Below are 25,945 nucleotides of genomic sequence, written 5' to 3' on the forward strand. Positions count from 1 at the left end.
AAACCATCATTGGTGTGAGCGCCTGACGCCAGCGAATCATTTGCCATGTTCGAAAGCTCTGAAAGAATTGTCGGGTAAGTTGGCAAGAGTGTTCCTACACTCAACAGGAAGCCAACCTTCAGGGATGAATCATGAAAGTACACAAGGGTATGTGGTGTGCCGGCGCTCTGGCGCTGGCGATGAGCGGCTTTGGTCAGGTGGCGCAGGCAGGGTCTGTGGAAGAGTCTGCCGATGTGCCCCAGGCCGACCGCGAACTGGTCAACAAGTGTCATGAAGCGGCCATGAACAGCAAGGACAAGGATACCTTCGAAAGTTCCCAGCTTCTGATGGAACAGCAAAACGCCGGTGATTATGAAAAGGGCGAAGAGCTCCTTCTTCACATCAATATGCTGGGCCACGGTACCACCATCTACAACGTCAGCTGCAACGTGGATGAGCAGGGCAACGTGACCTACGAAGATTTTCAAAAGGCGGGCACACCGGCAGGTTCCACACGCTGATCAACGTTTCGAATATCCATGTGAAAGGCCCCATTCGGGGCCTTTCTGCTGTCAGGACCTTTTGCCACAGGAGGGGACATGGCGCTCTCGCTGTGTGAGCAGACGCTTTTTTCCATCGACACGCCCATCGGCGTGATCAGTGACACGCACGGGCTGTTGCGCGATGACGCCTTGAAGGCGCTTGAGGGCTGCGCATTGATTCTGCATCTGGGGGATGTCGGTAACCGAGGGATTCTTGAACAGCTGGCGGGTCTGGCCCCGCTGATCGCCGTGCGCGGCAACATCGACCGGGAAACGTGGTGTGAGGCGCTGCCGGTGCATCGCGATATCGTGGTGAACGGCTGGCAGCTGCACCTGGTGCATGACATTGCCGATGCCAATGCTGCAATGACCTGTGACGCCGTGTTGTTCGGCCACTCGCACAAGCCGCGTCAGCAGTGGGTCGAGAAGAGCTCCGAAAAACGTCAGCTTTACTTTAATCCGGGAAGCGCCGGCAAGCGTCGCTTTAAACTACCCATCACGGCCGGCAGGCTTGATGCCCGAAAGGACAGGCTGTGCAGTGGCGTGATGCATTTCGTACTGGAGAGCTGATGCCCGGCACTTGCCGGGCATCATGGGTCGGTTTCAGCGATTGGTTGTAGGCACGGATCGCGTTACATCGGCGGGACGGTGCCGTCCAGGCCGACAATCACGACCTTCGCCTGTACGGGCGAGGCGGACAGGTCACCGGCCACAAAGACCGCTTCACCCTTTTTGATGTCGTCCATGGTGGCTTTCTGGACGGCCACGACCGGCACATCACGCGGGACCATGATCTGCTTTTTGCCGTTACCGTAATCCACGGTCAGGGTCATCATGTTCTGATCAGCACTTTTTGATTCGCTGACGGTGCCATTGGTCATGCTTGAGCCGCCGCCGCCCATCTTGCCGTCACCGGTCTTGCTGACGGTGCCGTTGGTCATGCTTGAGCCACCGCCGGTGCCACCCATCTTGCCCTCACCGGCCTTGCTGACGGTGCCATTGGTCATGGTCGAGCCATCACCGGCGCCGCCCATTTTTCCACCACCCATCTGCTCGCCGCCGGCGCTGTCATGGCCACGCGGCATGTCCCAGGGGTAGTCGCCTTCCCCGGTGCCCTTCATCGATTCAGGAAAGACCACCACTTCCAGTGCTTTTGAGGGCTGGCCGTTCTCGCCCGGGGCATTGGCAGTGCCGATAAAGGTGCCTTCCTTGATCTCGTCAAGACTTGACGGTGTGACACCGGCCACGCGCGTCTGGTCATTGAGGGTGACTTCATGCGTATCGCCACCGCTGGTGGACGTTACGGTAAAACCGTGATCGCTGACCGCGCTGATGGTACCGCGCAGGTGCTCGGGGGTTTTGGCAGGGCTATCGGCGGCCAGTGCGGTGCCGGCCGAAAAAGCGCAGGCCAGTGCGATGGCCGAGGCCAGTAAGGTGGGGCGAGCCGTTTTATACAGAGTCATCAACATCTCCAGAATCGGATAAAAAGCGGGTCCAGGGTCATGAAACCTCTCCCCGGATGTTCTTTAGTTCAGCCTGGCGTAAGCTTTTGTCAAACGCAGACCGGTCATACACGACCAAAGCGGTAGACATGGCCATAGGGGTTAGATGCCCGCATACCAGGTATAGCCGCGATCCTCCCAGTAGCCGCCCTTGCCGCCCTGAATATCATCAAAGTGTTCGACCAGCGTGATGCCCTTGAGATACTTGGCCATCTTGTAGCCGAGCTGTCGCTCCACGCGCAGGCGCAGCGGCGCGCCGTTGCCCACGGGCAGCGGTTCATCGTTGAGGGAGTGGGCCAGCAGGGTCTGGGGGTGGAAAGCCTCAACCATGTCGATGCTTTCGTAATAATCGTGCTGGCCGTCGAGCTGATCCATGCAGTGGAAGACCACATAGCGGGCAGAGTCGTGTACACCGGCCTGCTCCAGAATGTCGCCCAGCACCGGTCCTGACCATTGTCCGATGGCGCTCCAGCCTTCCACGCAGTCATGGCGGGTGATCTGGGTGCGCGAGGGCATCCCGCGAAGCGTTGAAAGCGAGAGTTCCAGCGGCGTGCGCACCAGCCCGCCGACCGTGAGGCGCCAGTCAGCGAAATCGTTGGCGGCCAGCTGTCGATACAGCTCGGTCTGTGGGTCCACCGTGCCGTTCGGTCGAAAGACCGGAGATATCATCGAGGCCGGATATTCCACGGCCAGCGATTCGCGCCCGGCCAACAGCCGCTGCGTCTTGAGATTGAGCGTCTCGGCGCTGTCCAGAAGGCTGATCACGGCATCATTTTCCGACAGCCGGTCGCAGCCGACCAGTCCCAGAGCTGCCGCCCCCAGCAGCGTACGCTGCAGCAGGGCGCGGCGACTAAAGGAAAATTCTGATGGCGGGCGACGGCTCATGACGGTGACTCCGAATCAGAAGACGAGGACGAACGCGGCACGCGACCGGTGATCATGCCGCGAAGCTGGCGCAGGGGGTTGGAGAGCAACACCATCGCCACGTGAACCACCGCAAACAGCACCAGTGAAAAGGCCGTGATGAAATGAATCGAACGGGCACTCTGTCGCCCGCCGAACAGGTCCAGCAGCCAGGGTGCGGCGGCATTGATGGTCGGCGACATGCAAAGCCCGGTCACGATCATCAGCGGCAGTGCCATAAACACCACGCTCAGGTAGCTGAGCTTCTGCAGACTGTTGTACTTGCCCGCATGATCATGAAAACGCAGCTTCGCATGGTTGATGATGTTTCGACCGAGCCCGCGCCAGTCATGGCCATCCAGCCAGAAATTGCGTCGGAAATGGCCACTCAATAGTGCGTAAAGGGCAAAGAGCGCCCCGCTGATGGCAAACAGCCAGGCAAAGAAGAAATGCCACAGCCGACCCATGCTCAGAAACTGATAGCTCGGCAGGGTTGCCCAGCCGGGAAAGCCCCGCACGCTATCGCCCGAGTATCCCAGAATGCCGGTGGTCGTGAACTGCCAGGGGCCCAGCGCGGTCATGCCGTCGATACTGCCATCGGCGGCCCGCATGGCGTACATCTCAAGCCAGGGGGCGTCAAAGTTGGAGGCACTGCCCCAGTACAGCGCAGGGTGGGCATTGAAAATCTGCAGGCCGCTGAGCAGCAGCACGATCAGACACCAGAGATTGATCCAGTGCCAGACACGTACCGGCAGGCGATGGCGCAGGCGTCGCGTGATGTTTTGATTGGAAGAGCGTCCGGGCATGCCAATATCCCGCAGAACAGGGTAGGTAGTGGAGTATGGGCCTGCATTGACGTTTTCTGCCAGTCATCCTGTCTGCGGCAACCTCAACCTACGGCAACCCCAACAACAGAACAGGGTATGTATGAGGGTGTAGAAGACGCTGGTCAGAAACCGCGTTGTAAAGGGGCAGGGAAGTGCCGAGAAGCAAGACGGCTCTAGACTCGAAGGGGCATACTGGCCAGCGCGTTGGTTGAAGAATTGGTCAGTGCGTTAGTCAAAAAAGGTAGCGCCCACCGAAGTGGGCGCGACGTAAAAAATTACCGGCCGGGATTACCGGACTGGCTGGGAGTACCGGCGCGCCAGGCCATGGAAGAAATAAAGGAAGATGAGCCGCTGATCAGGGCCTCGGTGACACCGCTTTCGGTACACCACGTCTGGCTGTCGGCCATGCCCAGACGAGCACTGGTCGTGCGGATGGACTGGCTGTCATTGTCGATGTAGATACACTCCAGTGGCGTATCCCGCGGCGGTGCCTGCTCTGACATCAGGGTGTAACCGCCCTTGCGTACGACGTCGCGATAGTTGCTGACAATACCTTCCATGGTACTACTCCTTGAAACATGACTCGGGTTTTGCAGACCGGATCGCCTTCATTGGCAATTACGGTTATATGCCATCCAATCATCCGGCGCGAGCGCGCGCCATAACATAAGTTTATATTGATACAACCCTTCATTAGTCAAATCCTTTTACTGACCAATGTGGTGAGACAGGCGTGCATCAACTGCATCATCGTCTATATTTTTATCCAGTATCCACATGGCCGTTCACGGAGAGAACCTGATGACCAATCGCACGGAAGACCCCAGCCATAATGACCAGGCCAGCAATCTCGAGAAGGACCCCAACGACTGGGCCACGGGTGATGAAAGCATGACCGGTGCTCAGGCGTCCTACCTGCGCACGCTGTGTGAAGAAGCCGGTGTCGATTTTGATGACTCGCTCACCAAGGCGGATGCGTCCAAAATGATTGATGAGCTCCAGCACAAGACCGGTCGGGGCGAGAATCACTGACCCGTTTTCTACAGACTCGGTAGCGTTTGAAACGTCAAAGCGCCTGCGGGCGCTTTTTTCATGTCCGTTTGAACGCTCGATGCCCGACCGTGCCAAACTCGAAGGGCTGGCGTATGATCGATGAGCGGCCGGGGCGAAGGCCCGGCTGAGCCAACAATCCAGAATGCTTGAGCTTCGAGTCTGCCGTGTCCCTACTTGCCCGTCTCAATATCGACAAGTTTCTCCTCTATCTTGTCTGCACTGTCGTGCTGGCCTCGCTGTTACCCATTTCAGGCCGCTACGCCGAGTGGTTTTCCATTGCCACCACCATTGCCATTGGCATGCTGTTTTTCCTGCATGGCGCCAGGCTGTCGCCCAAAACCGTTGTGAAGGGCATGACCCACTGGCGCCTGCATCTGGTGATCTTTCTCACCACCTTTGGGCTCTTTCCGGTACTGGGGTTGATCATCGGGCTGCTGTCACCGGCATTGCTGTCACCGGCGCTTTATACCGGCATCCTGTTTTTGTGCGTGTTGCCTTCAACCGTGCAGTCCTCGATCGCGTTTACCTCGATCGGTGGGGGCAACGTGGCCGCGGCGATCTGCTCGGCCACGGCGTCCAATATTTTAGGTATGTTCATCACACCGGTCCTTCTGGGTCTGGTGCTCAGTGTCAACGCTGACGCCGGCGCTGGGCCGTCGCTGGGGGCCATCGGCAATATCCTCATGCAGCTTCTGGCGCCCTTTCTGCTGGGGCAGCTCCTGCAACCCTGGATCGGCCAGTGGGTTCGCGAGCACAAGGCGCCCCTGGCAATCGTGGATCGCGGCTCGATTCTGATGGTGGTCTATCTGGCCTTCAGCGAGGCCATCGTGGGCGGGCTCTGGCAGCATGTCGATGGGGTCAGCATCGCCACCATGATCGTGGTGGACTGCGTATTGCTGGCGCTGGTGTTAATGGTCACACGCACCGTCAGCCGTCTAATGGGCTTTTCCCGCGAGGACGAAGTCGCCATTGTCTTTTGCGGTTCCAAAAAGACGCTGGCCTCGGGCGTCCCGATGGCCAATGTACTGTTCCCGGCCGCTCAGGTCGGCAGTGCACTGCTACCCTTGATGCTGTTTCACCAGATTCAGCTGTTTGTGTGTGCCATGCTGGCGCGTCGCTATGCCACTCGTCGCGCAGCGGCCACCGCGGAGGCACAGCCCGCGTCATCGAACGCCTGATCGGGCGTTGGTATGTGATGATATGTAATGACTGACCATCGAGCAGGGAGAGAGCCCGTGAATAAAAGCGTTTTCATTACCGGTGCGACATCAGGATTTGGCCGTGCGGCGGCGCGCCGTTTTGCCGAGGCCGGCTACGCATTGGTGCTGACCGGCCGGCGCCGCGAACGCCTGGAAGCACTTGAACAGGAGCTTTCAGGGAAGGTGGCCGTGCATGTCATCGAACTGGACGTGCGCGATGAAGCCGCGGTAAAAAAGGCCGTCGATGAGCTGCCGCAGAAGTTTTCCTCTGTCCATGTCCTGCTCAACAACGCCGGTCTGGCGCTGGCGCCGGAGCCTGCTCAGGATGTGGCGCTACAAGACTGGCACACCATGATCGATACCAACGTGAAGGGGCTGGTCAACGTCACTCATGCGTTGCTGCCGACCCTGATCAGGCTCGGTGCCGGTACCAGCATCGTCAATATCGGCTCCACGGCCGGCAAGTGGCCCTACAAGGGCAGCCATGTGTATGGCGCCACCAAGGCGTTTGTCGAGCAGTTCAGCTACAACCTGCGCTGTGACCTTCAGGGCACCGGCGTGCGCGTGACCGACATTGCTCCCGGCATGGCCGAAACCGAGTTCACCCTGGTACGTACGAAAGGCGACCAGGCGGCTTCCGACCAGCTTTATGGCAACACCACGCCGATGTCGGCCGAAGACATCGCCGAGCAGATGTTTTATGTCGCCACACTGCCGGCGCATCTCAACATCAACTTCCTTGAAATCCAGCCCGTGCGTCAGGTCTGGGCCGGCATGGCCGTCGACCGCGACGAGTAATTTGATCGTGTCATGATCCTGTTTTATGAGGATCGAAAAACGCCGGCCCATGGGCCGGCGTTGTCGTGTCTCAGCAGCATGCTGGCGCTGTCAGGCACGTCCGGTGCTGGCCTCATACTGATCATCGATGATCTGCCCGTCGGACAGGGTCGGCAGTTCGGCGTCATGACTGGGCTGATCGTCATCGCTCATGCGCGTCACACGAAAGCCGAGCAGGGCATAGAGCACGGCAATCCCCAAATTGATCAGATTGAAAAAGGCAAAGGGCGCATAGCTCAGGGTGGCCACGCCCAGCGTTGCGGCCATGTAGGCCCCGCAGCTGTTCCACGGGATCAGCGGCGAGGTGATCGTGCCGGAATCCTCCAGCGCCCGCGACAGGTTCACCGGCTTGAGTCGCCGACGCTGAAACTCGGCCTTGTAGATGCGCCCGGGCAGTACCACGGAAAGATACTGATCGCCGGTCACGATGTTGGTGGCCAGTCCCGTCGCCAGTGTCGAGATGATCAGGGAGGAGGTGCTGCGTGCCACGCGCAACAGTCCGCTGACGGCGCGCTCCAGAAGCCCCAGACGCTCGATGACGCCCCCAAAGGTCATCGCCGAGAGAATCAGCCAGACCGTGGTCAGCATGCTGTCCATGCCGCCGTTGGTGAGTAGCGCATCGATCGCCTCATTGCCGGTCCGGGCGCTATAGCCGTCATAGAGTGCAATCCAGCTGCCCTTCAAAAGCGCCATGGCATGGCTCAGCGAAGGCGTGTCGGCCAGACCGATCACCGCATCGCGCTGAAAGATCAGCGCAAAGACCACGCCCAGCAGGGCACCGATGAAGATGGTCGGAAAGGCCGGCATCTGCTTCCATGCCATGATCAAAAGCGCCAGTAGCGGCAGCAACAGCCAGGCGCTGATGGTGAAATGATCGCTCAGGGTCTGCTGGATGTCGGTAATGCGCTCGGGGGTAGCTACTTGGTCGGGGCCGCCCAGACCCAGCACCAGAAAGGCGATCAGCGCCAGAATGAGACTCGGCGTGGTAGTCCAGAGCATGTGACGAATATGGGCGAACAGCTCGGCCTCGGCAGAGGCAGGGGCCAGATTGGTGGTGTCAGACAGCGGTGACATCTTGTCGCCAAAATACCCGCCGGAAATGATGGCGCCTGCCGTGATGGCACTTGAAAGCCCCAGTCCGTTGGCGATACCGATCAGGCCGATGCCGATGGTGCCGGCCACCGTCCAGGAGCTGCCGACCGACACCGAGACCAACGCACACAGCAGACAGGCCGTGGCATAGAAGTAGTGAGGCGAGAGGATCTCGAGCCCGTAATAGATCATCGTGGGCACCACGCCGCCCATCGTCCAGGTGCCGATCATTGCGCCCACCGAGAGCAGGATCAAAATCGCGCCTAATGAGAGGTGAATCCCGCGATTGATGCCTTCTTCGATGGCCTGCCACTGGTGGCCGTTTTTCAGGCCCACCACGGCGGCCAGCATGGCGCCCATGATCAGTGCGATCTGGGTCGGGCCGCTGGACGAGTCGGCGCCGAATAGCGTCACGCTGAGTGCCAGCATGACGATGACGGCCACAATGGGGAAAAGCGCATCCAGCATGCCGGGTGCACGGGGCGAGGGGGTACCGGCCTCATGACGGGGAAGGAAAGCCATTGTTTCTCTCGTTGCTGCAATCAGAAAGGACAGCACCCCATCGATGGCTCGACGGGGTGCTGTTGTCGTAATGGGCGCGGATTATTCCAGAATCGCGAGCATCTGTCCGCGATCATGCACAATCGGCAGGTGGCGTTTTCTCTTTTCTACAGGGTTCAAGCGCCGCACCGGACCCAAAACGCTTCAAATCTTGCGCCTTGAGCCCGATACGGCCGGACCCCCCAGGAGATTACGCTGCCCTTCTGATGGCTGCGGTGCAATGCGCCGGGGGGATCAATCGATCATCGGCAGCAGGGCATTGAGACTGTCGCGGGCATCGCCATAGAACATGCGGCTGTTGTCCTTGAAAAACAGCGGGTTTTCGATGCCCGAGTAGCCGGTGCCCTGACCGCGCTTGCTGATAAAGACCTGCTTGGCTTCCCAAACCTTCAACACCGGCATGCCGGCGATGGGGCTATTGGGATCTTCCTGAGCCGACGGGTTCACGATGTCGTTGGAACCGATGACGATGACCACGTCGGTGGAGGCGAAGTCGTCGTTGATCTCATCCATTTCCAGCACGATATCGTAGGGCACGCGGGCCTCTGCCAGCAGCACGTTCATGTGGCCCGGCAGGCGCCCGGCGACCGGGTGGATGCCAAAGCGCACCTCTTTACCCGCCGCGCGCAGCTTACGCACCAGGTCGCTCACTGCGGTCTGTGCCTGGGCCACCGCCATGCCGTAGCCCGGCACGATGATGATGCTGTCGGCATCATTGAGCGCACTGGCCACACCGGCAGCATCAATGGCCACCTGCTCGCCCTCGATCTCTGCCGCCGGCCCCTGACTGCCGCCAAAGCCCCCCAGGATAACGTTGACGAAGTTGCGGTTCATCGCCTTGCACATGATGTAGGAGAGAATCGCCCCCGAGGAGCCCACCAGTGCGCCGGTGACGATCAGCAGGTCGTTGGAAAGCGTAAAACCGATGGCCGCCGCCGCCCAGCCCGAGTAGCTGTTGAGCATCGAGACCACCACCGGCATGTCGGCACCGCCAATACCCATGATCAGGTGATAGCCGATAAAAAAGGCCAGAAGTGCCAGTGCCAGCAGTGTCCAGAAGCCGGCGCCGTTGAGATAAAGCACCGCCAGCAGCACGGACAGTGCCGCGGCACCGGCATTGAGCAGATGCCCGCCGGGCAGCTGGCGCGGCTTGCCGTCGACCTTGCCGGCCAGCTTGCCAAAGGCCACGACCGAGCCGGTAAAGGTGACTGCCCCGATAAAGATCCCCAGCACCACTTCAACCTGCAAAAAGGCCAGTTCCTCCGGCGCCTTGGTCGCCACCAGAGCTGCAAAGGCGGAGAAGTCATGCATGACGCCATCAACGGCGCGGGCGGCAAGCACCCGGCGGCGTTCGAGATCAGCGCTCAGGGCCACAAAGACCGCGGCCAGACCGACAAAGCTGTGCAGTGCGGCAACCAGCTGGGGCATTTCGGTCATTTCGACCTTGCCGGCCATCCAAGTGCCGATGCCGGCGCCGATGATGATCATGGGGATCATCCACCAGTAGCCGCCAATGCCCGGTCCGAAAGCCGTGAAAAACACCGCCACGGCCATGCCGGTAATGCCGTACCAGACGGCGCGCTTGGCTTTTTCCTGGTTGCTCAGACCACCCAGCGACAGAATAAACAGAACACTTGCCGCGATCGCCGCGGCAGATACGAACCCTTGACTCAACATAGCGTTTCTCGGCCGCTCAGGATTTTTGGAACATGGCGAGCATCCGGCGTGTCACCAGGAAGCCACCCACGATATTGATGGTCGCAATCAGCACCGAAATCGATGCCAGAATGCCCACAATCACACTGCCCGAGCCGATCTGTAGCACCGCTCCCAGAATGATGATCCCCGAGATGGCATTGGTGACGGCCATCAGCGGCGTATGCAGCGAATGGCTGACCTTCCAGATCACCTGAAAGCCGATAAAACACGACAGCACAAAGACGATGAAGTGCTGCATGAACGAGGCAGGTGCCACCTCACCCAGCAACAGCATCAGCGCACCGCCAATGGCGAGCATGCCGACCTGACGTTTGGTCTGCGACTTGAACTGGGCGGACTCAAGAGCACGCTTTTCCTCGGCGGTAGGTTCTTTCTCCTTCGCCTTGGGTTTGGCGGCTCCGATGGCCTTTGTTTTGGGCGGCGGTGGCGGGAAGGTGACTTCGCCCTGATGGGTGACCGTGGCGCCACGGATCACGTCGTCTTCCATGTTGTGCTGGATGACGCCGTCCTTGTCGGGCGTCAGGTCGGTGAGCATGTGGCGAATATTGGTGGCGTACAGAAGCGATGACTGGGTCGCCATGCGCGAGGGGTAGTCGGTATAGCCGACCACCACGACGCCGTTGTCGGAAACCACACGCTCATCGGCACGGGTCAGGTCGCAGTTGCCGCCTTTCTCGGCGGCAAGATCGATCACCACCGAACCGGGCTTCATGGCCGCGACCATGTCCTCCAGCCAGAGCTTGGGCGCAGGCCGGCCTGGAATCAGCGCGGTGGTGATGACGATGTCCACATCACTTGCCTGCGCACGAAAACACTCAAGCTGCTTTTCACGAAACTCGGGGCTTGAGGGCGAGGCGTAACCGCCGCTTTCCGAACCGTCCTGGGCGTTGTCGAAATCCAGAAACAGGAATTCGGCACCCATCGATTCGATCTGCTCGGAGACTTCCGGGCGCACGTCAAAGGCGCGCACCACGGCGCCGAGGCTCGTGGCGGTGCCGATGGCGGCAAGCCCGGCCACACCGGCACCGATCACCAGTACCTTGGCCGGTGGTACCTTGCCTGCAGCGGTCACCTGGCCGGTGAAGAAACGGCCGAAATTGTTGCCGGCTTCGATCACCGCGCGATAGCCGGCGATGTTGGCCATGGATGACAGCGCATCCATTTTCTGTGCCCGGGAAATTCGCGGCACCATGTCCATGGCGATGACGGTGGCGCCCCTGGCGCGGCACTTCTCCAGCATGGCCTCGTTCTGGGCCGGCCAGAAAAACGCGATCAGCGTCTGGCCCTTGCGCAGACGCTCGGCCTCCTGCTCGGAAGGCTCGCGAACCTTGATCACGATGTCGGCGTCATCGAACAGCGCCTGAGCGCTCTCGACGATGGTGACACCTGCGTCGCGATAGGCCTGGTCGTCAAAGCCTGCGGCCACACCGGCACCGGTTTCAACCAGACACGCATGGCCCAGCTTCTGGATCTGTGTCGCGCTCTCCGGGGTCAGCGCGACGCGCGCTTCTCCTCGAGCACTCTCTTTTGGTGCGCCTATCTTCACTCGTGTTCCCCTTTGGTGTGAAAAGCGGGCCATTTGCCTTGATGATCGGCTCTTGTTGAACGCGCAGCCCCTTGCACAGGCGTGCGCCATGACAGCTGCACGCCTGCTCAAACCAGCTAGGCTCGCACGGCGTTTGTCAAAAAGCCGTTCGACCTTTGATTAATAGACCAAGGGTGTGTCGTGGATCGGACGATCAATGTCGTTCTCCCCTGAGTAAGACGGGCGCAGGGCACCTGATTCATCGGTCGAGAAGGAGAAAGAGCTGTTTTATGGAGGGCGAAAGGCTTTTTTTGAAAGGAGGGAAGATCGGGGGGCGGCAGGAAGAGACGTTCTGCCCGGGCCAATGGCCCGGGCAGAGTGGAGAGGATAGCGTCTGTTTATTCCAGGTAGGTGTAGCCTTCAAGGCCGGCTTCAAGCTCTTCGAGAAACATCTCGCGCTCCCGGCCGGAGACGTCGCTGCGCAGCAGCTGGCGCTGAAAGCGGCCCTTGAGGCGGTCCGGATCAAAGTTCACGTAGCGCAGCACGTTGGCCACGCTATCGCCCACGATCGGGTCGCCCAGCTTCCAGTCGCCGTGCTCATCAAGGCTGACATCGATGGAATCGGTATCACCGAAAAGGTTGTGCAGATCGCCCAGAATTTCCTGATAGGCGCCGACCAGAAAAAGCCCCATCAGCTTGTCGTCACCGGCTTTCCACTCCGGCAGCGGCAGCGTGCTCTCGACGCCCTGGCCATCGACGTAGCGCTCGATGCGACCATCGCTGTCGCAGGTGATGTCCTGAATCACGCCGCGGCGCGTCGACGGCTTGTCGAGGTTGGACAGCGGCAGCACCGGGAAGATCTGATCGATCCCCCAGACGTCCGGCAGGGACTGAAACAATGAGAAGTTGACGAACAGCTTGTCGGCGAGCTTCTCGTCCAGCTCATCGAGAATCTCGCGATGGGCACGGTTGCGTCGATCAAGCTTGGCGCGCAGGCGCTTGCAGGCCGCGGTATAGAGCGCCTCGCCCTCGGCGCGTACGCCCAGCGTGGCACTGCCCAGCACGAAACGGTCCTGAATATCGATCATGGCCTGATAGAGGTCGTGGTAATACTCCACCAGCAGGCGCGGCTCGGCAGGTTCGGCCAGCCAGTCATAGGTCTGCCACAGCACGTCGAGATGCGTGTCACCCTCGTGCTGTCCGCGCTCGGGCAGGGCCACTTCGTGGCGCTCCTCGTCGATCACGTTGGTGATCAGCACCGCGTGATGAGCTGTCAGGGCGCGACCGGACTCGGAGATGATGTCCGGATGCGGAATGTCCATGCTCTGACACAGCTGGGAAAACGCACCGACCACGTTGTTGGCGTACTCGGCCATCGAGTAGTTGGTCGAGCAGTAGCTGCGCGAACGGGTGCCTTCGTAGTCCACGCCCAGGCCGCCGCCGACGTCCACCACGGACACCGGCGCACCGACATCGCGCAGGCTCTTGTAGAACTGGGTGCATTCACGCAGCCCGCGCTGAATGTCGCGAATGTTGGCGATCTGCGAGCCCAGATGAAAGTGCACCAGCTGTAGCGATTCCAGCCGGTCGTGTGCGCGCAGGTGATCGACCACGTGCTGGATCTGGCGCGCGGTCAGGCCGAACTTGGACTTGTCGCCACCGGTGCTTTCCCAGTTGCCCTTGCCGACCGAGGAGAGCCGCGCGCGCACGCCAATGCGCGGCATGACGCCCAGGTTATCGGCCTCTTCGAGGATCAGCTCGAGCTCGGCCTGCTTTTCGACCACCAGAAAGACGCGGTGACCCAGCTTTTCGCCCATCAGTGCCAGACGCACATACTCGCGGTCCTTGTAACCGTTGCAGACGATGGTCGAGGTGGTTTCAGAGGAAAGTGCCAGTACGGCCAGCAGTTCCGGCTTGCTGCCGGCTTCCAGCCCGACACGCCCGCGGCCGCGCTCGGGGGTGGCCAGAAGCTCTTCGACCACGCGACGCTGCTGATTGACCTTGATCGGATAGACCGCGGTGTAGCGGCCCTTGTACTCCAGCTCGTCGATGGCGCGGTCAAAGGCCTGACACAGCTGTTCGACGCGGTCATGCAGAATATCGGTAAAACGCACCAGCATGGGCAGGCGCAACCCGGCGTCCTGCAGCTTTTCGACCAGCCCCTTTAGCGGCAGGGCCGGCCCGTCCTGGACGTCGGCATCGCCGAAGGGGCGTACCACGGCCAGCCCCTGGTCGTTGACGTCAAAATAGCCGCTGCCCCACTGATCGATATTGTAGGTGCGGCGGGCCTCCGACTGGGCATGGGCCTTATCGGGTACGGATGAAGCATTGGACATGGACGGACTCCGGTCAGAATTGGCCGCAAACGACATTCTGAAGGTAGTGACATAAGAGAAAGGCAGCAAACGGCTGCCTTTGGATCATTTTAGCGCTTTTGTGCCATGGGGGGCAGTCAGGCTCCGGGATCTCGTCAGGCGGTTTTGGCCACGGGGACAACCTGGTGGGTAGGCAGCCACTGTTGATGATCCAGACACCACTGCGCCAGATGCTGCACGCCGGTGGTTAGCGGCATGGTCGGGCGGTAGTTGATCACGGCTTCCAGTCGCGAGGTGTCCGCCCAGGTGCGGGTCACATCGCCATCCTGCATGGGCAGCCACTCGCGCGGTGCCTGCTGCCCCAGTGCCTCTTCAAGCCAGGTAATAAAGTCCATCAGTGCCGTGGGTTCACCGCGTCCGATATTGAAGATCTGATGGCGGCCGGTCTCGCCGCTGGCGCAGCATGTATTGAGCAGGCGCATGATGGCCTCGATGACATCACCGACCCAGGTGAAATCCCGCGCCATCTGCCCGTGGTTGAAAATCTGCAGCGGCTGATGGTTCATGATGCTGCCGGCAAACAGCATGGGCGCCATGTCGGGCCGGCCCCAGGGGCCATACACCGTAAAAAAGCGCATGCCGGTCAGGGACATCCCATAGAGGCTGGCGTAGCTGTCGGCCATGAGCTCGTTGGCCCGCTTGGTGGCGGCGTACAGTGACGCGGGGTGATTTACCGGGTCCTCTTCGCTGAACACCTCACGCTGCGAGTGTCCATAGACCGAACTCGAGGAGGCGTAATAAAGATGGCGAACGCTGTGCTGACGACACGCTTCCAGCACGTTGAGAAACCCGGTCAGGTTGCTTTGACCATAAACGTGGGGGTGCGTGACGCTGTAGCGCACGCCGGCCTGGGCGGCCAGATGAATGACATGGGTGAACCGTTCACGCCTAAAAAGGACTTCCAGCGCTTCGCGGTCACTGACGTCCAGCAAACGACAGTGACTCACGCCCAGCGCGTCCAGGCGCGCCCGCTTGTAGCTCACGCTGTAATAGTCCGAGAAACTGTCGATGCCGACCGTCGCCACGCCGTCTTCCGTGAGTCGTTTCGTCAGCCAGGCGCCAATGAAACCGGCGGCACCGGTGACCAGTACTTTCATGTTCATAAGGGATCCAGGCAAAGAAAAAGGGGCGTCGCGATTTGCAGGGCCGATACCGGCATGACCAACAGCGTACGGGCACGCCACGGGAATCGATGGGCAAGGGCCGGCATGTAAAGTGCAGGGAGCTGGCGGCTGTCGCCGATCACCCAGCCCGCAGGATGCTGCTGACGCCAGCGGCACAGATCGGTCGGGTGAGCGTCGAGGGTCTGAAGCGCAGTGGTCAGGCGGCCGGCAAACTGAAAGCTGGCCTGATAGTCCCTGCCATACCAGACCACGGGTTGCCCCTGTTGTTCGATACGCGACAGCAGTTGTGCCGGTTGTCGGGTATCCATGCGTGGCCACAGGGGCGCCAGCATGATCGTCAGCATGGTGGCCATGGCTGTCGTGGTGAGCAGGGCCAGCACGGTCGCTGCCGCCGTCGTTTTGAGCTGTACCACGGCGGCCACGGTCGCAAGCCCCCATAAAAGCCAGACACCCTTGAGAGAAAACATCGCCGCCAGTTGGGCATTGCCGACCATTTTCACGACTAAAGTGAGGGCGCCGGTGGCAAACAGGGCAATCGCTGGCACTTTCAGTGTGCGGCGTTGCGCCGGGGCAGAGCGTGTCAGGATGTCGGCAATGAGCAGCGCCAGCGGCGGCAAAATCGGCATCAGGTAGTGCGCCTGTTTGCCACTGACCAGGGAAAACAGCACCAGCGGTACCAGCGTCCAGCACCAGAGCAGCCGGCTTGCCCTACGTGGCGTGGCAGGGCTGTGCCGACGCCAGAGCTTCAGCGCCGGCAGCCATAGTGACCAGGGCAGCAGCAGTACCGGCAGTACCGGCAGGTACCACCAGAAGGGACGGGCGTGGTCGGCTACCTGCTCCAGCCGATCAACGCTCTGATGCCAGAGCAGGTTACCGGCATAGGCCTCACCGCCGACCCAGGCCGAGCTCAGCGCCCAGGCCAGCAGCACTATTATCGCCGCGCCGGTGGCCAGCCAGAAGAGGGGCGTGCTGCGACCCGGGCGCTCGCGCCATAACGGCAGGCTGATGAGTATCGGCAGCCAGCTCAGCAGTATCGCCGGCCCCTTGGCCAGCAGCGCCAGTGCCAGCCATGGCGTTACACCGATCGCCCGCCTTCTTGGGGCGCCATGGCCGGTCAGGGCGGCCACGGCGCCCAGCAGGCAGGTGGTCAGGAGAATATCGAACATCAGGGTGGCGCTATAGAGCCACCACATCAGCATCGACATCAGGACCAGCAGCGCCATTCGCGCCGTACGAGCCTCGTAGCCAAGATTCAGAGCGATTCGTCGCAGCTGAAAAAGCCCCAGCAGGGAGGCCAGTGGCATGATCAGCCGGGGCCACCAGTCATTGACGCCAAACACGCCCCAGCCCAGGTTGATCAGCCAGAACAGCAGGGGTGGCTTGTCGGCGTAGGGCACCCCGTTCATGTGCGCCACCCACCACTGCCCGCTGTGCCACATCTCCCAGGCGATCGAGAGATAGCGCGTCTCATCGATGGGCATGATCGGGCGCAGCTGAAAGGTCAGTGCGCTGACCAGCCATGCCAGCGCAACAGCCCCCCACTGCAGGCCTGCATGATCGGTCAGGCGCTCCAGTCGCTGACGGAGCACGCTCATGGCGTTAAGCCATCCCTGTGATGCAGCGTACTGCTTCTATGCCAGGTGGTGGGGGCCTGATACAGCGGGGCGGCGTGTTCATCACCGTGACACTGCGCCACGCTGTCGGCCCGCAATAGCCACCATCCCTTGTCGCTGCGCGCATCCAGTGAGATCAGGGTGTTGCGATCAACGCAGGGCTGGCCCTTGAGCTCATCGTCCTGCACCAGAGCCCAGCGAATGTCGGGCGCTTCCTTGAGCCAGGCCGTCATGCGTGCGAACTGGTCATCAATCGGCGTGCCATCCCCGAACTGTACGATCGGCTGCTGCGCCTGCAGTACGTTTTCCTCATCGAAATCGGTCAGCGCCAGCGGCTGATGCCCGGTTGCAAGCGCCACTTCGGCCATCAGGGCACTGCGCGAACGATGGGCATCCATGACCCCGTAGCCCCAGCTGGCCCAGAGGATCCAGAACATGGCAAGCCACAGGCCCAGGCTCACCAGGCCGCGCCGCGGTGGCACGCGCCAGGCGATCAGGGCCGTCAGTACCCCAATGCTCAGCCACCATCCCCACGGGTTGAGGGTGAAATCCTCGCCAAGGGTCGCACTGTCGAGCAGTCCCACGGCCAGCAGCAGACCGACGATGCCGATGACCCCGCCCAGCAGGGTGGCCAGCCCCCAGGCCAGGCGATTCAGCCAGAGGCGGCGAATCAGGTTCGGAAGCGCCGGCGCCAGCGCCAGCACGAACATCGCCGTGCCCGGTGTCATGTAGACCCCCCGTTTGCCCGGGCTCAGCGAGAAAAACAGCACCATCAGCACCAGCCAGGAGAGCGGCAGCCAGAGCCTTGCATCGCCCAGACGAAGGCGCCGCCACCAGTGAGGCACGACCCAGGGCAGGGCCAGCACGCCAGGCAGCCAGGCCCAGGGCAGTACTTCGAGCAGGTAATAATAAAAGGGCTTTAGATGGTGCCAGGAGTCGGCATAGCGCTGACCGGTCTGGCGAAAGAGAATGTTGTCTCGATAGGCCATCAGGGCCTGATCACCGCTGAAGCTGGTGTAGAGCGCCATGGGGATCACCCAGCAGGCAATGGCGGCCACCAGAAGGCCCAGCCCGATCAGCAGCTGACGCAGTGTCAGCGGCACGACCCGATGGTCGCTGTCTGCATGATGCCGCTTTGTATGATGACACTGATACCACACCATCCCGAACCAGGCCGGCAGCAGCAGCAGCGGCAAAAAGCCGACGCCCTTGGTGATCACGCCAAGCCCCATCGACACGCAGCCCAGGTACCACCAGCGCGGCGCTGGCCCCAGCAGGGCATGGCGCAGTGCACCGTAAAGCCCCAGCGTGATGAAGCCTGTCACCAGCATGTCGATCTGAGCCGTGCGGGCCTGCAGGGTGAACTGCGCGGTCAGCATAAGCGTCAGACCGGCCAGCCATGCAATGCGGGGGCCATAAAGGCGCCGGGTCAGATCAGTGGTCAGCCCGAGTGTTGCTAAAGCGCCCAGCAGGGAAGGCAGCAGGAAGGCCACCTTGAGACTGCCCGTGACCAGAGTGCCCAGTGCGATCAGCCACATGAAGATGGGCGGCTTGTCCGGGTAGAGCTCACCGGCGCGGTGAGGAATCAGCCACTGATGGGTCGTGATCATTTCATGGGCGATCAGGGCAAAGCGCGGCTCATCGGCTGGCCATGGCCAGCGCCAGCCAATCCCCAGCCCCAGAAATACCAGCGCGATGGTCAGCAGCGACAGCACCGGTGCTCCGATCAGCCGCCGCTGAAGGCCTGGTGCAAGGCGTGTGTTCATCATGAGCTTTCAGCCCTCTCCGCCGCGGTGTCAGAAGCGCCTGCCTCAATGGCCTGACGCTTCTCCCGTCGAATCAGCACCAGATTGCGGACATAGATGAAAAGGCCCGACCCCTGGCCGATGATAAAGACCGGGTCACGTCGATAAATGGCATACAGCAGCAGGATCAGGCCGCCACCGATGCTGAGATACCAGAACAGATGAGGCACGATGCTGCGTCTGGCCCGTTCGCTGGCCAGCCACTGCACGATAAAACGCGCCGAAAAAAGGGCCTGACCCAACAGGCCGACCACAATCCAGAGGGCTGCAGAATCCATGGGGCTCAGGGCTCCTGATGAGAGTGGGCATCCCTGTCGGTATCTGCGCCGGAAAGGGGCTTGAGGGGCGCCGGCAGTCTGGAACGATGCGCCAGCCACATGACGCCGCCCAGGTCCAGCAGTCCGGCCATCAGCCGGTCGAGCGTGCCGTAGTTGGAGCTGCCGGCCTGGCGGGCGCGATGGTTGACCGGCCAGGACAGCGTCGTGCCGCCCTGGGCGCGAATCAGCGCCGGCAAAAAGCGATGCATATGATTGAAGTAGGGCAGGCGCAGAAAGGCCTCACGCTCAAAGACCTTGATGCCACAGCCGGTATCAGGGGTGTCATCCTTTAAAAGACGCGAGCGCACGGCATTGGCAATCCGTGAGGAGACGCGCTTGATCTCACTGTCGTTGCGCTTGTGACGATAGCCGGCCAGCAGCGTGATATCCCCTTTTTGAACGCGTTCGAACATGGCCGGAAGATCGGCCGGATCATTCTGGCCATCGCCGTCCAGCGTGGCCAGCCACGTTCCGCGAGCCTGCCAGCCGGCCTGCCAGATGGACGTGCTTTGCCCGGCGCTGTGCTGATGGTGGTAGACACGAAGACGGGGTTCGCGCGCCGCATAATCGGTCAGCACCTGCAGGCTGTTATCGCTGGAGCCATCACTGACCACCAGCATTTCAAATTGGATATCGGCGCCGTCAAGCGCACGGCATACCTCATCCAGCAGGTAAGGCAGGTTGTCGGCTTCATTGCGTGCCGGAATCAGGACAGACAGGGGAAGATCGGTCATGTGAATGCTGTTCCAGCCTCGGTCAAGGAAAGTCAAGAAATTATACGACAGTAGTTTTCAAGTTAAATTAAGCAAATGTTAGTTCTGCCAACGATTGAAATGTTCGGGCACAAAGGCACAGACAGCATTGGAGAGGAATGGATCCCGGCGCTGACAAAAGGCTGAAAGGCACTGAGCGTCGTTACAATCAAGGAAGACAGTGGCAGGTGGGCTTGAAAAGGCAATGCGTAAAAGGTCAAAAGGTCTGTCGAGACGGCGCCACAAAAAAAGGCGCTGCCATGAGGGCAGCGCCGTAGAAATCAGGGCAAAGGGGCGGGAGGATGATCAATCCGCGCCTTCAGGATCCGGCGATACTGGGCCGGGTCCTTGGGTGTCAGCGCATGCGCCGGTGGGTCGACATAGACCACCAAAAGGCGGGAAAGCCAGTAGCGCAGTGCCGTCAGCTCCAGCATGGTGGGCCAGACCCGGCGTTCTTCATCGGTGAAGGCACGTTCCTGGGCGTAGGCGTCAATGATGGCCTTGTAGCGCGCAGGGATAAGCGCACCGCTGTCGTCACTGCACCAGTCATTGATGACGATGGCCAGATCAAAGAGCAAATCACCGGTACAGCCGTTATAGAAGTCGATCACGCCGCACAGGCGGTCGCCTTCATAGAGCGTGTTGTCGCGAAAAAGATCACCGTGCAGGGCGCCCTGAGGCAGTACGACCTGTCGCAGGCGACTGTCCAGCGCATCGATGCGGTCACGGATCAGGGTCTGGTCATCCGGGCTCAGATAGCCCATGACCCGGGAGTGCACGGCATGTACCCAGCGCAGGTCGCGCGGGTTGGGGCGGCTGCCCTGAAACCCCTGCGAGATGCGATGCATCTGGCCCAGCACCTGGCCGATGGCGGCACACTGGATGGGCCCCGGCTGCTCGGGGTGGCGTCCGGGCAGCCGCGGAAACAGCAGAGCAGGGCGGTCTGCCAGGCGCTGAAGGGCCACGCCGTTGCGATCAAACAACGGCCCCGGGACCGGCAGCTGATGCTGATCGAGCCAGGCCAGCAGGTCGACGAAAAAGGGCAGCTCCTCCTGCTCGCCCTGCTCGAACAGGGTCAACACCAGCACTTCCCGGTCGGTGGTGACAAAGAAGGTGCTGTTTTCCGTGCCGCCTGCCACGCCCTCGAGCGCGAGCAGGGTGCCGACGTCGTAACCTTCCAGAAATTGAGCGACCTGTTCATCGCTTAAGGGGGTAAAAACCGCCATGTGGCTCCTGACGCGCTGCGGAGGCGCTCATCGTGCTGGGTAACAAACACCGTAACCGGTTCCGGTTAGCGGCAATGACATGTTCAGGCGCTTGATGTCGGGTCATGAAGCACCCCGGGCGTGGGCAGACATCGAGCAGCGCGGAGTCTATCACCGAAACGCCATATTCTGCCTGCGACGTGTCACGCTGCCGGTCATCGGGTTATTGAGACGACTTTTGGGTCCATGCCGGCGGTGTGATCTCGGCATCTGCCGGCTGGCGTCGGAAGTTGCCGTCACCATCGGTGTCCAGCAGGACCGTGCGCTGCTGGCCTTCAATGATCTCGATGGCGTAGAGCCTGCCGTCGAGACGATATTCATGCACGAGGCGGTCGCCCTGCTGCTGGGTGGTGACCTGTCCCCGAGGCTCGGCCAGTGCTGCAGGGCTGATGGACGCAAGCGCCAGCAGCGCTGCCGCCGTCAGAACCGGCAGACTTCGTGCAATGGTCATGATGATCTCCAGAGCTACAGCTTGAATGTTGCACAGTGTAAAGGCCGTGGCGGTAAATAGCAGCCGTCATGGGTCGCAGGATCGGGGTGGGATGCTTTCGCCACTGACGTCGACGCCGGCCTTGCGTATCATGACGCCATATTCGAGTCGTTAGCTGGAGCTTCCATGGCCGCTGCCCCGATCGTCCTTGTGGACGGTTCTGCCTACCTGTACCGCGCCTTTCATGCCCTGCCGCCCCTGTCGACCTCGACCGGTGAGCCGACCGGCGCCGTGCGCGGCGTCGTCTCCATGCTCAAAGGTCTGATTCGCCAGTATCCCGAAAGTCCCATGGCGGTGGTGTTTGATGCCAAGGGCAAGACCTTTCGCGATGAGCTTTATGAGCAGTACAAGGCCCATCGTCCGCCCATGCCCGATGAGCTGCGCGCTCAGGTCGCGCCACTGCACGAATGCGTGCGTGCACTCGGCCTGCCGCTTTTATGCATCGAGGGCGTCGAGGCCGATGACGTGATCGGTACGCTGGCGCGCATGGCCACCGAGGCCGGACGCGATGCGGTTATCTCGACCGGCGACAAGGACATGGCGCAGCTGGTCAACGAGCACATCACCATGGTCAATACCATGAAAAACGAGACGCTCGATGTGGCCGGCGTCGAAGAGAAATTCGGCATTCCGCCGCATTTGATCATCGACTATCTGGCACTGATGGGCGATAGCGTTGACAACATTCCCGGCGTGCCGGGGGTGGGCCAGAAAACGGCGCTGGCACTTCTGACCGGTATGGGCGGCGGGCTTGAGACCATCTATGGCGATCTTGAGCGGATCAAAACGCTGTCCTTTCGCGGCGCCAAAACCATGGCCAAAAAGCTCGAGGACAACCGCGAACAGGCGTTTTTATCCTATGAGCTTGCCACCATTCGCACCGACTGCGAGCTGCCGGTCGGTCTGGATGGGCTGGACATTGCCCACCCGGATCGCGAGGCGCTGCTGTCGCTGTATCAGCGATTTGAGTTCAAGGGCTGGCTCAACGAGCTGCTTGAAGGGGGCAGTACCGGCGAGCCTTCTCCCGATGTGCCTGTCGGCGAGGGTGGTCTGGGTGGCGGCGAGGGCGGCGATGAGGCGTCCGCCATGGCCGGTGAGCAGCGCGACTATCGCGCCGTGTTCGAGCAGGCCGATTTTGATCAATGGATCGAGCGTTTAAAGCAGAGCAAGACCTTCTGCTTCGACCTGGAAACCACCAGTCTCAACTATATGGAAGCCGAGATCGTCGGGATCGGGCTTGGCATCACACCGGGCGAGGCGGTCTACGTTCCGGTGGCGCATGATTATCTCGATGCTCCGGACCAGCTCGATCGAGGCGCCGTGCTGGCGGCACTCAAGCCGCTGCTGGAAGACCCCGCGATTGCCAAGATCGGTCAGAACCTCAAATACGATATCGAGGTACTGGCACGCTATGACATCGGCGTCTCTGGTGCGCTGCTCGACACCATGCTCGAATCCTACGTGCTCAACTCCACCGCCACGCGCCATGACATGGATTCGCTGGCGCAGGCCTATCTCGGGCACAAAACCATTTCGTTTGAAGAGATCGCCGGCAAGGGGGCCAAACAGCTGACCTTCAACCAGGTGGCGCTTGAGCAGGCCGTTGAATATGCCTGCGAAGACATCGACGTCACCCTGCGCCTGCATGCCCATCTGCGTCCGCGTCTTGAGCAGGAGGGCCGACTGGCCGAGGTCATCGATACGCTTGAGCTGCCGTTGATTTCGGTGCTCACGCGCATGGAGCGCACCGGCGTCGCGGTCGACACGAAACTGTTGGGCGAGCAGAGCCGATCGCTGGGCGAGCGCATTACCGAGCTTGAGCGCGATGCGTTCGAGCTGGCCGGTCGCGAGTTCAATCTTGGCTCGCCCAAGCAGCTCGGCGAAATTCTGTTCGAGGAGCAGAAAATCCCGGTCATCAAGAAAACGCCCAAGGGCGCGCCATCCACCGCGGAGGCCGTGCTCGAAGAGCTGGCGCTGGATTACCCGCTGCCGAAAGTCATCATGGAGCACCGCGGGCTGTCCAAGCTCAAGTCGACCTACACCGACAAGCTGCCCCAGCTGATCAACGCCTCGACCGGGCGCATTCATACCAGCTATCACCAGGCGGTGACCGCCACCGGGCGCCTCTCCTCCAGTGATCCCAACCTGCAAAACATTCCGATTCGAAGCGATATCGGCCGGCGCATCCGCACCGCCTTTGTCGCCACGCCCGGCTATCAGCTGGTGGCGGCGGACTATTCGCAGATCGAACTGCGCATCATGGCGCATCTGTCCGGTGACGAAAGCCTGCTGACGGCCTTTGCCGAAGATCGCGATATCCACACTGCCACGGCTGCCGAAGTCTTTGGCACCACGATCGACAAGGTCACCACTGATCAGCGCCGCAGCGCCAAGGCGATCAACTTCGGACTGATCTATGGCATGAGTGCCTGGGGGCTGGCGCGTCAGCTCAAGGTCGAGCAGCGTGATGCCAAAACCTGGATCGAGCGCTACTTCGACCGCTATCCAGGCGTGGCGCGCTACATGGAGCGCATTCGCGCCGAGGCAGCAGAAAACGGTTTTGTGGAAACCGTTTTCGGCCGGCGGCTGTATGTGCCCGAGATCAACTCGCGCAATCATGCCCGCCGCCAGGGGGCCGAACGCACCGCCATCAATGCGCCGATGCAGGGCACCGCTGCCGATATCATCAAGCGCGCCATGATCGACGTGGACGCCTGGCTACGCGAGGGCGAGTTCGACGCCAAAATGGTCATGCAGGTGCACGATGAACTGATCTTTGAAGTGCGTCGCGAGCAGGTCGAGGCGTTCAAGATTGATGTGGTCAATCGTATGCAGGGCGCCGGTCAGCTTGATGTGGCGCTGATTGTCGAGGCCGGTCACGGCGACAACTGGGAAGAGGCACACTGATGGAGAACCGCATGGGTATCGCCAGAGGGTGGTCAATGGCTGTGGTATTGCTGGCGGCAGGTCTTGCCGGCTGTGCGGGCAGCTCGATGCCTGAGAATGCCGCGTCTCGGAACGACGGGGTGCTGCATCAGGCCTCTTTGAGCTTTGATGGCCATCGCGTCAGCGGCACCGGTGGCTGCAATCGGATCTTTGGTCCGGCACGTGTCGAGCAGGGACGGCTGGTCGTTGGAACGCTGGCCTCGACCCGCATGGCCTGTCCGGAACGCGAGACAGGCGATCAGGCGTTGATCGACTTTCTCGAAAGTCGCCCTCGCCTGATTCAGGGGGATAACGATGAATGGCGCCTTGAGGGCAAGTCGCAACAAATGGCCATCGAGCGAGTACCGATGCAGTAGGGCGGGCACCCGGGGCGGCTAGCCCATGGGCGCCTCACTATCGTTGGGGTCGACCTCGAGCATGTGGCTCAGATCCAGCTGGATATAGGTCTCATCAAACTGCGCTTCACGATAGAGACGCGCGTAGTCGAGAATTTCCAGCGTACGTCGCTGCTTTCTCACCATGCCTTCGCGGGCCAGTTCGCCGAGCATGCGGCTGACATGCACACTGGTCAGCCCCAGAAGGCTGGCCATCAGCTTCTGGTTCATTGGAAATTCAAAGCGCTGGTCCATGTCGGGATGGGTGTGCTTCAGGCGCAGATACATCTCGATGATGAAATGGGCAATCTTCATGCGGGCGCTGCAGTGCATGAGGTTGGTGACGCGCTCGGTCATCAGCGCCTGGTCTCTTGATGCGGTGGCGAAAAAGGCGGCAGACAGCGCACGCGATTGCTGACAGGCTTCCAGAATATAGCGATAGGGGAAGGCGCAGACGGTGCCATCGGTCATCATGCGGACATCGGTCAGATGGCGGCCAAAGGTGAAATCGCGCAGCCCGATGATGTCGCCGGGCGTAAAGATCTCGACCACCTTCATCTCTCCCATCAGGGAGATCTTGTAGGCATAGGCCCAGCCGCTTTGCAGCGTATAGAGCGTCTGCGTGGGCTCGCGAAAATGCCACAGGCTCTCGTGGCGCTTGACCGGTCTGGCATCCTTTTCAAAATGCGCCAGTATTGCCTTTTCGTGCTCGCTGAGTGAAATCAGATTGCTGAAGTTTTCAACGATACAGCCATGACTCATCGTCATCTCCTGCTGTGTCGGTCCCTTGTGCCAGTAGCGCTTCGGTGCATGAGGCGAATGGCCAGGCAGGGCTATCCCGGCAATTGTCATGAGCCTCTTTCACCATTAGCGTGTATTTATTAGCTTTTTTTATGATGAAGCGCACAATGAGCATGGCTCATGTGGTCTGTGTTCACCACCTCTGACACGGCAATGCCGGCGAAATGATCATCCGTGCGTAGTTTGTACCTTGCAGGGCAGGGACAATCGCTGTGCGCTCTGCCAGACTGGCCTGTCACCGCGTTGACGTGGCACATTCTTCAAGCGACAGCATGCTGTCCATCCCTTTTGGGACATCAGGACGTGTTGCCGGCCACAGCGCCGGCAACACGTTGTAGTTCAAT

23 protein-coding genes are annotated in these 25,945 nt (G+C 60.8%); 7 read left to right on the plus strand and 16 right to left on the minus strand.

Translation table 11 applies throughout. The annotated features are described in order from the left end of the window. Positions 1–131: 131 nt before the first annotated feature. Both KSP9073_RS04760 and KSP9073_RS04765 read left to right on the plus strand, forming a co-directional pair. The gene (locus KSP9073_RS04760; RefSeq protein WP_133240989.1) at positions 132–500 is read left to right on the plus strand and encodes a hypothetical protein; all 369 of its coding nucleotides are present in this window, start codon (positions 132–134) and stop codon (positions 498–500) included. 78 nt (positions 501–578) lie between these two features. Next, a complete protein-coding gene (locus tag KSP9073_RS04765; RefSeq protein WP_108841749.1) occupies positions 579–1,091 on the plus strand; it encodes a metallophosphoesterase family protein in 513 nt (170 codons plus the stop codon). A gap of 62 nt (positions 1,092–1,153) precedes the next feature. On the opposite strand, the gene KSP9073_RS04770 is transcribed toward KSP9073_RS04765, so the two are convergent. The 4 genes from KSP9073_RS04770 to KSP9073_RS04785 all read right to left on the minus strand — a co-directional run bounded on the left by KSP9073_RS04770 (position 1,154) and on the right by KSP9073_RS04785 (position 4,313). Then, positions 1,154–1,984 carry a metal ABC transporter permease gene (locus tag KSP9073_RS04770; RefSeq protein WP_133240990.1) on the minus strand — a complete coding sequence of 277 codons (831 nt, stop codon included), beginning with the start codon at positions 1,982–1,984 and terminating at the stop codon, positions 1,154–1,156. A 141-nt stretch (positions 1,985–2,125) separates the two neighbouring features. Then, positions 2,126–2,908 (minus strand): molybdopterin-binding protein, encoded by a 783-nt coding sequence (locus KSP9073_RS04775; protein WP_108841751.1) that lies wholly within the window; start codon positions 2,906–2,908, stop codon positions 2,126–2,128. After that, positions 2,905–3,732, minus strand: a complete 828-nt coding sequence (locus KSP9073_RS04780; protein WP_108841752.1) for a cytochrome b/b6 domain-containing protein — start codon at positions 3,730–3,732, stop codon at positions 2,905–2,907. Before KSP9073_RS04780 ends, KSP9073_RS04775 begins: the two co-directional genes overlap by 4 nt. Before the next feature lie 296 nt (positions 3,733–4,028). After that, positions 4,029–4,313 (minus strand): hypothetical protein, encoded by a 285-nt coding sequence (locus tag KSP9073_RS04785; RefSeq protein ID WP_108841753.1) that lies wholly within the window; start codon positions 4,311–4,313, stop codon positions 4,029–4,031. Between the two features lie 241 nt (positions 4,314–4,554). Here KSP9073_RS04785 and KSP9073_RS04790 point away from each other — a divergent pair, with 241 nt between their 5' ends. The 3 genes from KSP9073_RS04790 (at position 4,555) to KSP9073_RS04800 (ending at position 6,803) form a co-directional block, all read left to right on the plus strand. Further along, positions 4,555–4,785, plus strand: coding sequence for a DUF3072 domain-containing protein (locus tag KSP9073_RS04790; RefSeq protein ID WP_108841754.1), 231 nt, complete (start codon positions 4,555–4,557; stop codon positions 4,783–4,785). Positions 4,786–4,970: 185 nt separating this feature from the next. Continuing rightward, positions 4,971–5,984, plus strand: a complete 1,014-nt coding sequence (locus tag KSP9073_RS04795) for a bile acid:sodium symporter family protein (RefSeq protein ID WP_207771408.1) — start codon at positions 4,971–4,973, stop codon at positions 5,982–5,984. Between the two features lie 57 nt (positions 5,985–6,041). Further along, on the plus strand, positions 6,042–6,803 hold the full coding sequence (locus KSP9073_RS04800; RefSeq protein ID WP_108841756.1) for an SDR family NAD(P)-dependent oxidoreductase: 762 nt from the start codon (positions 6,042–6,044) through the stop codon (positions 6,801–6,803). A gap of 90 nt (positions 6,804–6,893) precedes the next feature. Here KSP9073_RS04800 and nhaC read toward each other — a convergent pair whose 3' ends face one another. The 11 genes from nhaC to KSP9073_RS04855 form a co-directional block, all read right to left on the minus strand. Beyond that, positions 6,894–8,456 (minus strand): Na+/H+ antiporter NhaC, encoded by a 1,563-nt coding sequence (gene nhaC, locus KSP9073_RS04805; protein ID WP_108841757.1) that lies wholly within the window; start codon positions 8,454–8,456, stop codon positions 6,894–6,896. Between the two features lie 273 nt (positions 8,457–8,729). Then, positions 8,730–10,172 carry an NAD(P)(+) transhydrogenase (Re/Si-specific) subunit beta gene (locus tag KSP9073_RS04810; protein ID WP_108841758.1) on the minus strand — a complete coding sequence of 481 codons (1,443 nt, stop codon included), beginning with the start codon at positions 10,170–10,172 and terminating at the stop codon, positions 8,730–8,732. A 16-nt stretch (positions 10,173–10,188) separates the two neighbouring features. Continuing rightward, positions 10,189–11,760 carry a Re/Si-specific NAD(P)(+) transhydrogenase subunit alpha gene (locus KSP9073_RS04815; RefSeq protein ID WP_108841759.1) on the minus strand — a complete coding sequence of 524 codons (1,572 nt, stop codon included), beginning with the start codon at positions 11,758–11,760 and terminating at the stop codon, positions 10,189–10,191. A 377-nt stretch (positions 11,761–12,137) separates the two neighbouring features. Next, on the minus strand, positions 12,138–14,075 hold the full coding sequence (speA, locus tag KSP9073_RS04820; protein WP_108841760.1) for a biosynthetic arginine decarboxylase: 1,938 nt from the start codon (positions 14,073–14,075) through the stop codon (positions 12,138–12,140). A 134-nt stretch (positions 14,076–14,209) separates the two neighbouring features. Next, positions 14,210–15,211: an NAD-dependent epimerase/dehydratase family protein gene (locus tag KSP9073_RS04825; RefSeq protein ID WP_108842052.1), complete on the minus strand. Its 1,002-nt coding sequence runs from the start codon at positions 15,209–15,211 to the stop codon at positions 14,210–14,212. A 2-nt stretch (positions 15,212–15,213) separates the two neighbouring features. Next, positions 15,214–16,833, minus strand: a complete 1,620-nt coding sequence (locus KSP9073_RS04830; protein ID WP_108841761.1) for an ArnT family glycosyltransferase — start codon at positions 16,831–16,833, stop codon at positions 15,214–15,216. Then, complete coding sequence (locus KSP9073_RS04835; RefSeq protein ID WP_243409111.1) at positions 16,830–18,620, minus strand: ArnT family glycosyltransferase; 1,791 nt, start codon at positions 18,618–18,620, stop codon at positions 16,830–16,832. The genes KSP9073_RS04830 and KSP9073_RS04835 overlap by 4 nt, the downstream gene beginning before the upstream one ends. Next, positions 18,617–18,934: a lipid-A-disaccharide synthase N-terminal domain-containing protein gene (locus KSP9073_RS04840; protein ID WP_108841762.1), complete on the minus strand. Its 318-nt coding sequence runs from the start codon at positions 18,932–18,934 to the stop codon at positions 18,617–18,619. Before KSP9073_RS04840 ends, KSP9073_RS04835 begins: the two co-directional genes overlap by 4 nt. A gap of 5 nt (positions 18,935–18,939) precedes the next feature. Next, on the minus strand, positions 18,940–19,707 hold the full coding sequence (locus tag KSP9073_RS04845; RefSeq protein WP_108841763.1) for a glycosyltransferase family 2 protein: 768 nt from the start codon (positions 19,705–19,707) through the stop codon (positions 18,940–18,942). Positions 19,708–20,006: 299 nt separating this feature from the next. Beyond that, a complete protein-coding gene (locus KSP9073_RS04850) occupies positions 20,007–20,951 on the minus strand; it encodes a homoserine kinase (RefSeq protein ID WP_108841764.1) in 945 nt (314 codons plus the stop codon). A 202-nt stretch (positions 20,952–21,153) separates the two neighbouring features. Beyond that, positions 21,154–21,441, minus strand: a complete 288-nt coding sequence (locus KSP9073_RS04855) for a DUF2782 domain-containing protein (RefSeq protein ID WP_108841765.1) — start codon at positions 21,439–21,441, stop codon at positions 21,154–21,156. A gap of 165 nt (positions 21,442–21,606) precedes the next feature. Between KSP9073_RS04855 and polA the strand changes: the two genes are divergently transcribed. After that, positions 21,607–24,387: a DNA polymerase I gene (polA, locus tag KSP9073_RS04860; protein ID WP_108841766.1), complete on the plus strand. Its 2,781-nt coding sequence runs from the start codon at positions 21,607–21,609 to the stop codon at positions 24,385–24,387. Positions 24,388–24,398: 11 nt separating this feature from the next. Next, positions 24,399–24,782 (plus strand): META domain-containing protein, encoded by a 384-nt coding sequence (locus KSP9073_RS04865; RefSeq protein WP_165814156.1) that lies wholly within the window; start codon positions 24,399–24,401, stop codon positions 24,780–24,782. Positions 24,783–24,800: 18 nt separating this feature from the next. On the opposite strand, the gene KSP9073_RS04870 is transcribed toward KSP9073_RS04865, so the two are convergent. Then, positions 24,801–25,562, minus strand: coding sequence for a Crp/Fnr family transcriptional regulator (locus KSP9073_RS04870; protein WP_165814157.1), 762 nt, complete (start codon positions 25,560–25,562; stop codon positions 24,801–24,803). Positions 25,563–25,945: the final 383 nt, after the last annotated feature.

It is taken from the genome of Kushneria phyllosphaerae (assembly GCF_900312995.1).
Taxonomy (GTDB): Bacteria; Pseudomonadota; Gammaproteobacteria; order Pseudomonadales; family Halomonadaceae; genus Kushneria; species Kushneria phyllosphaerae.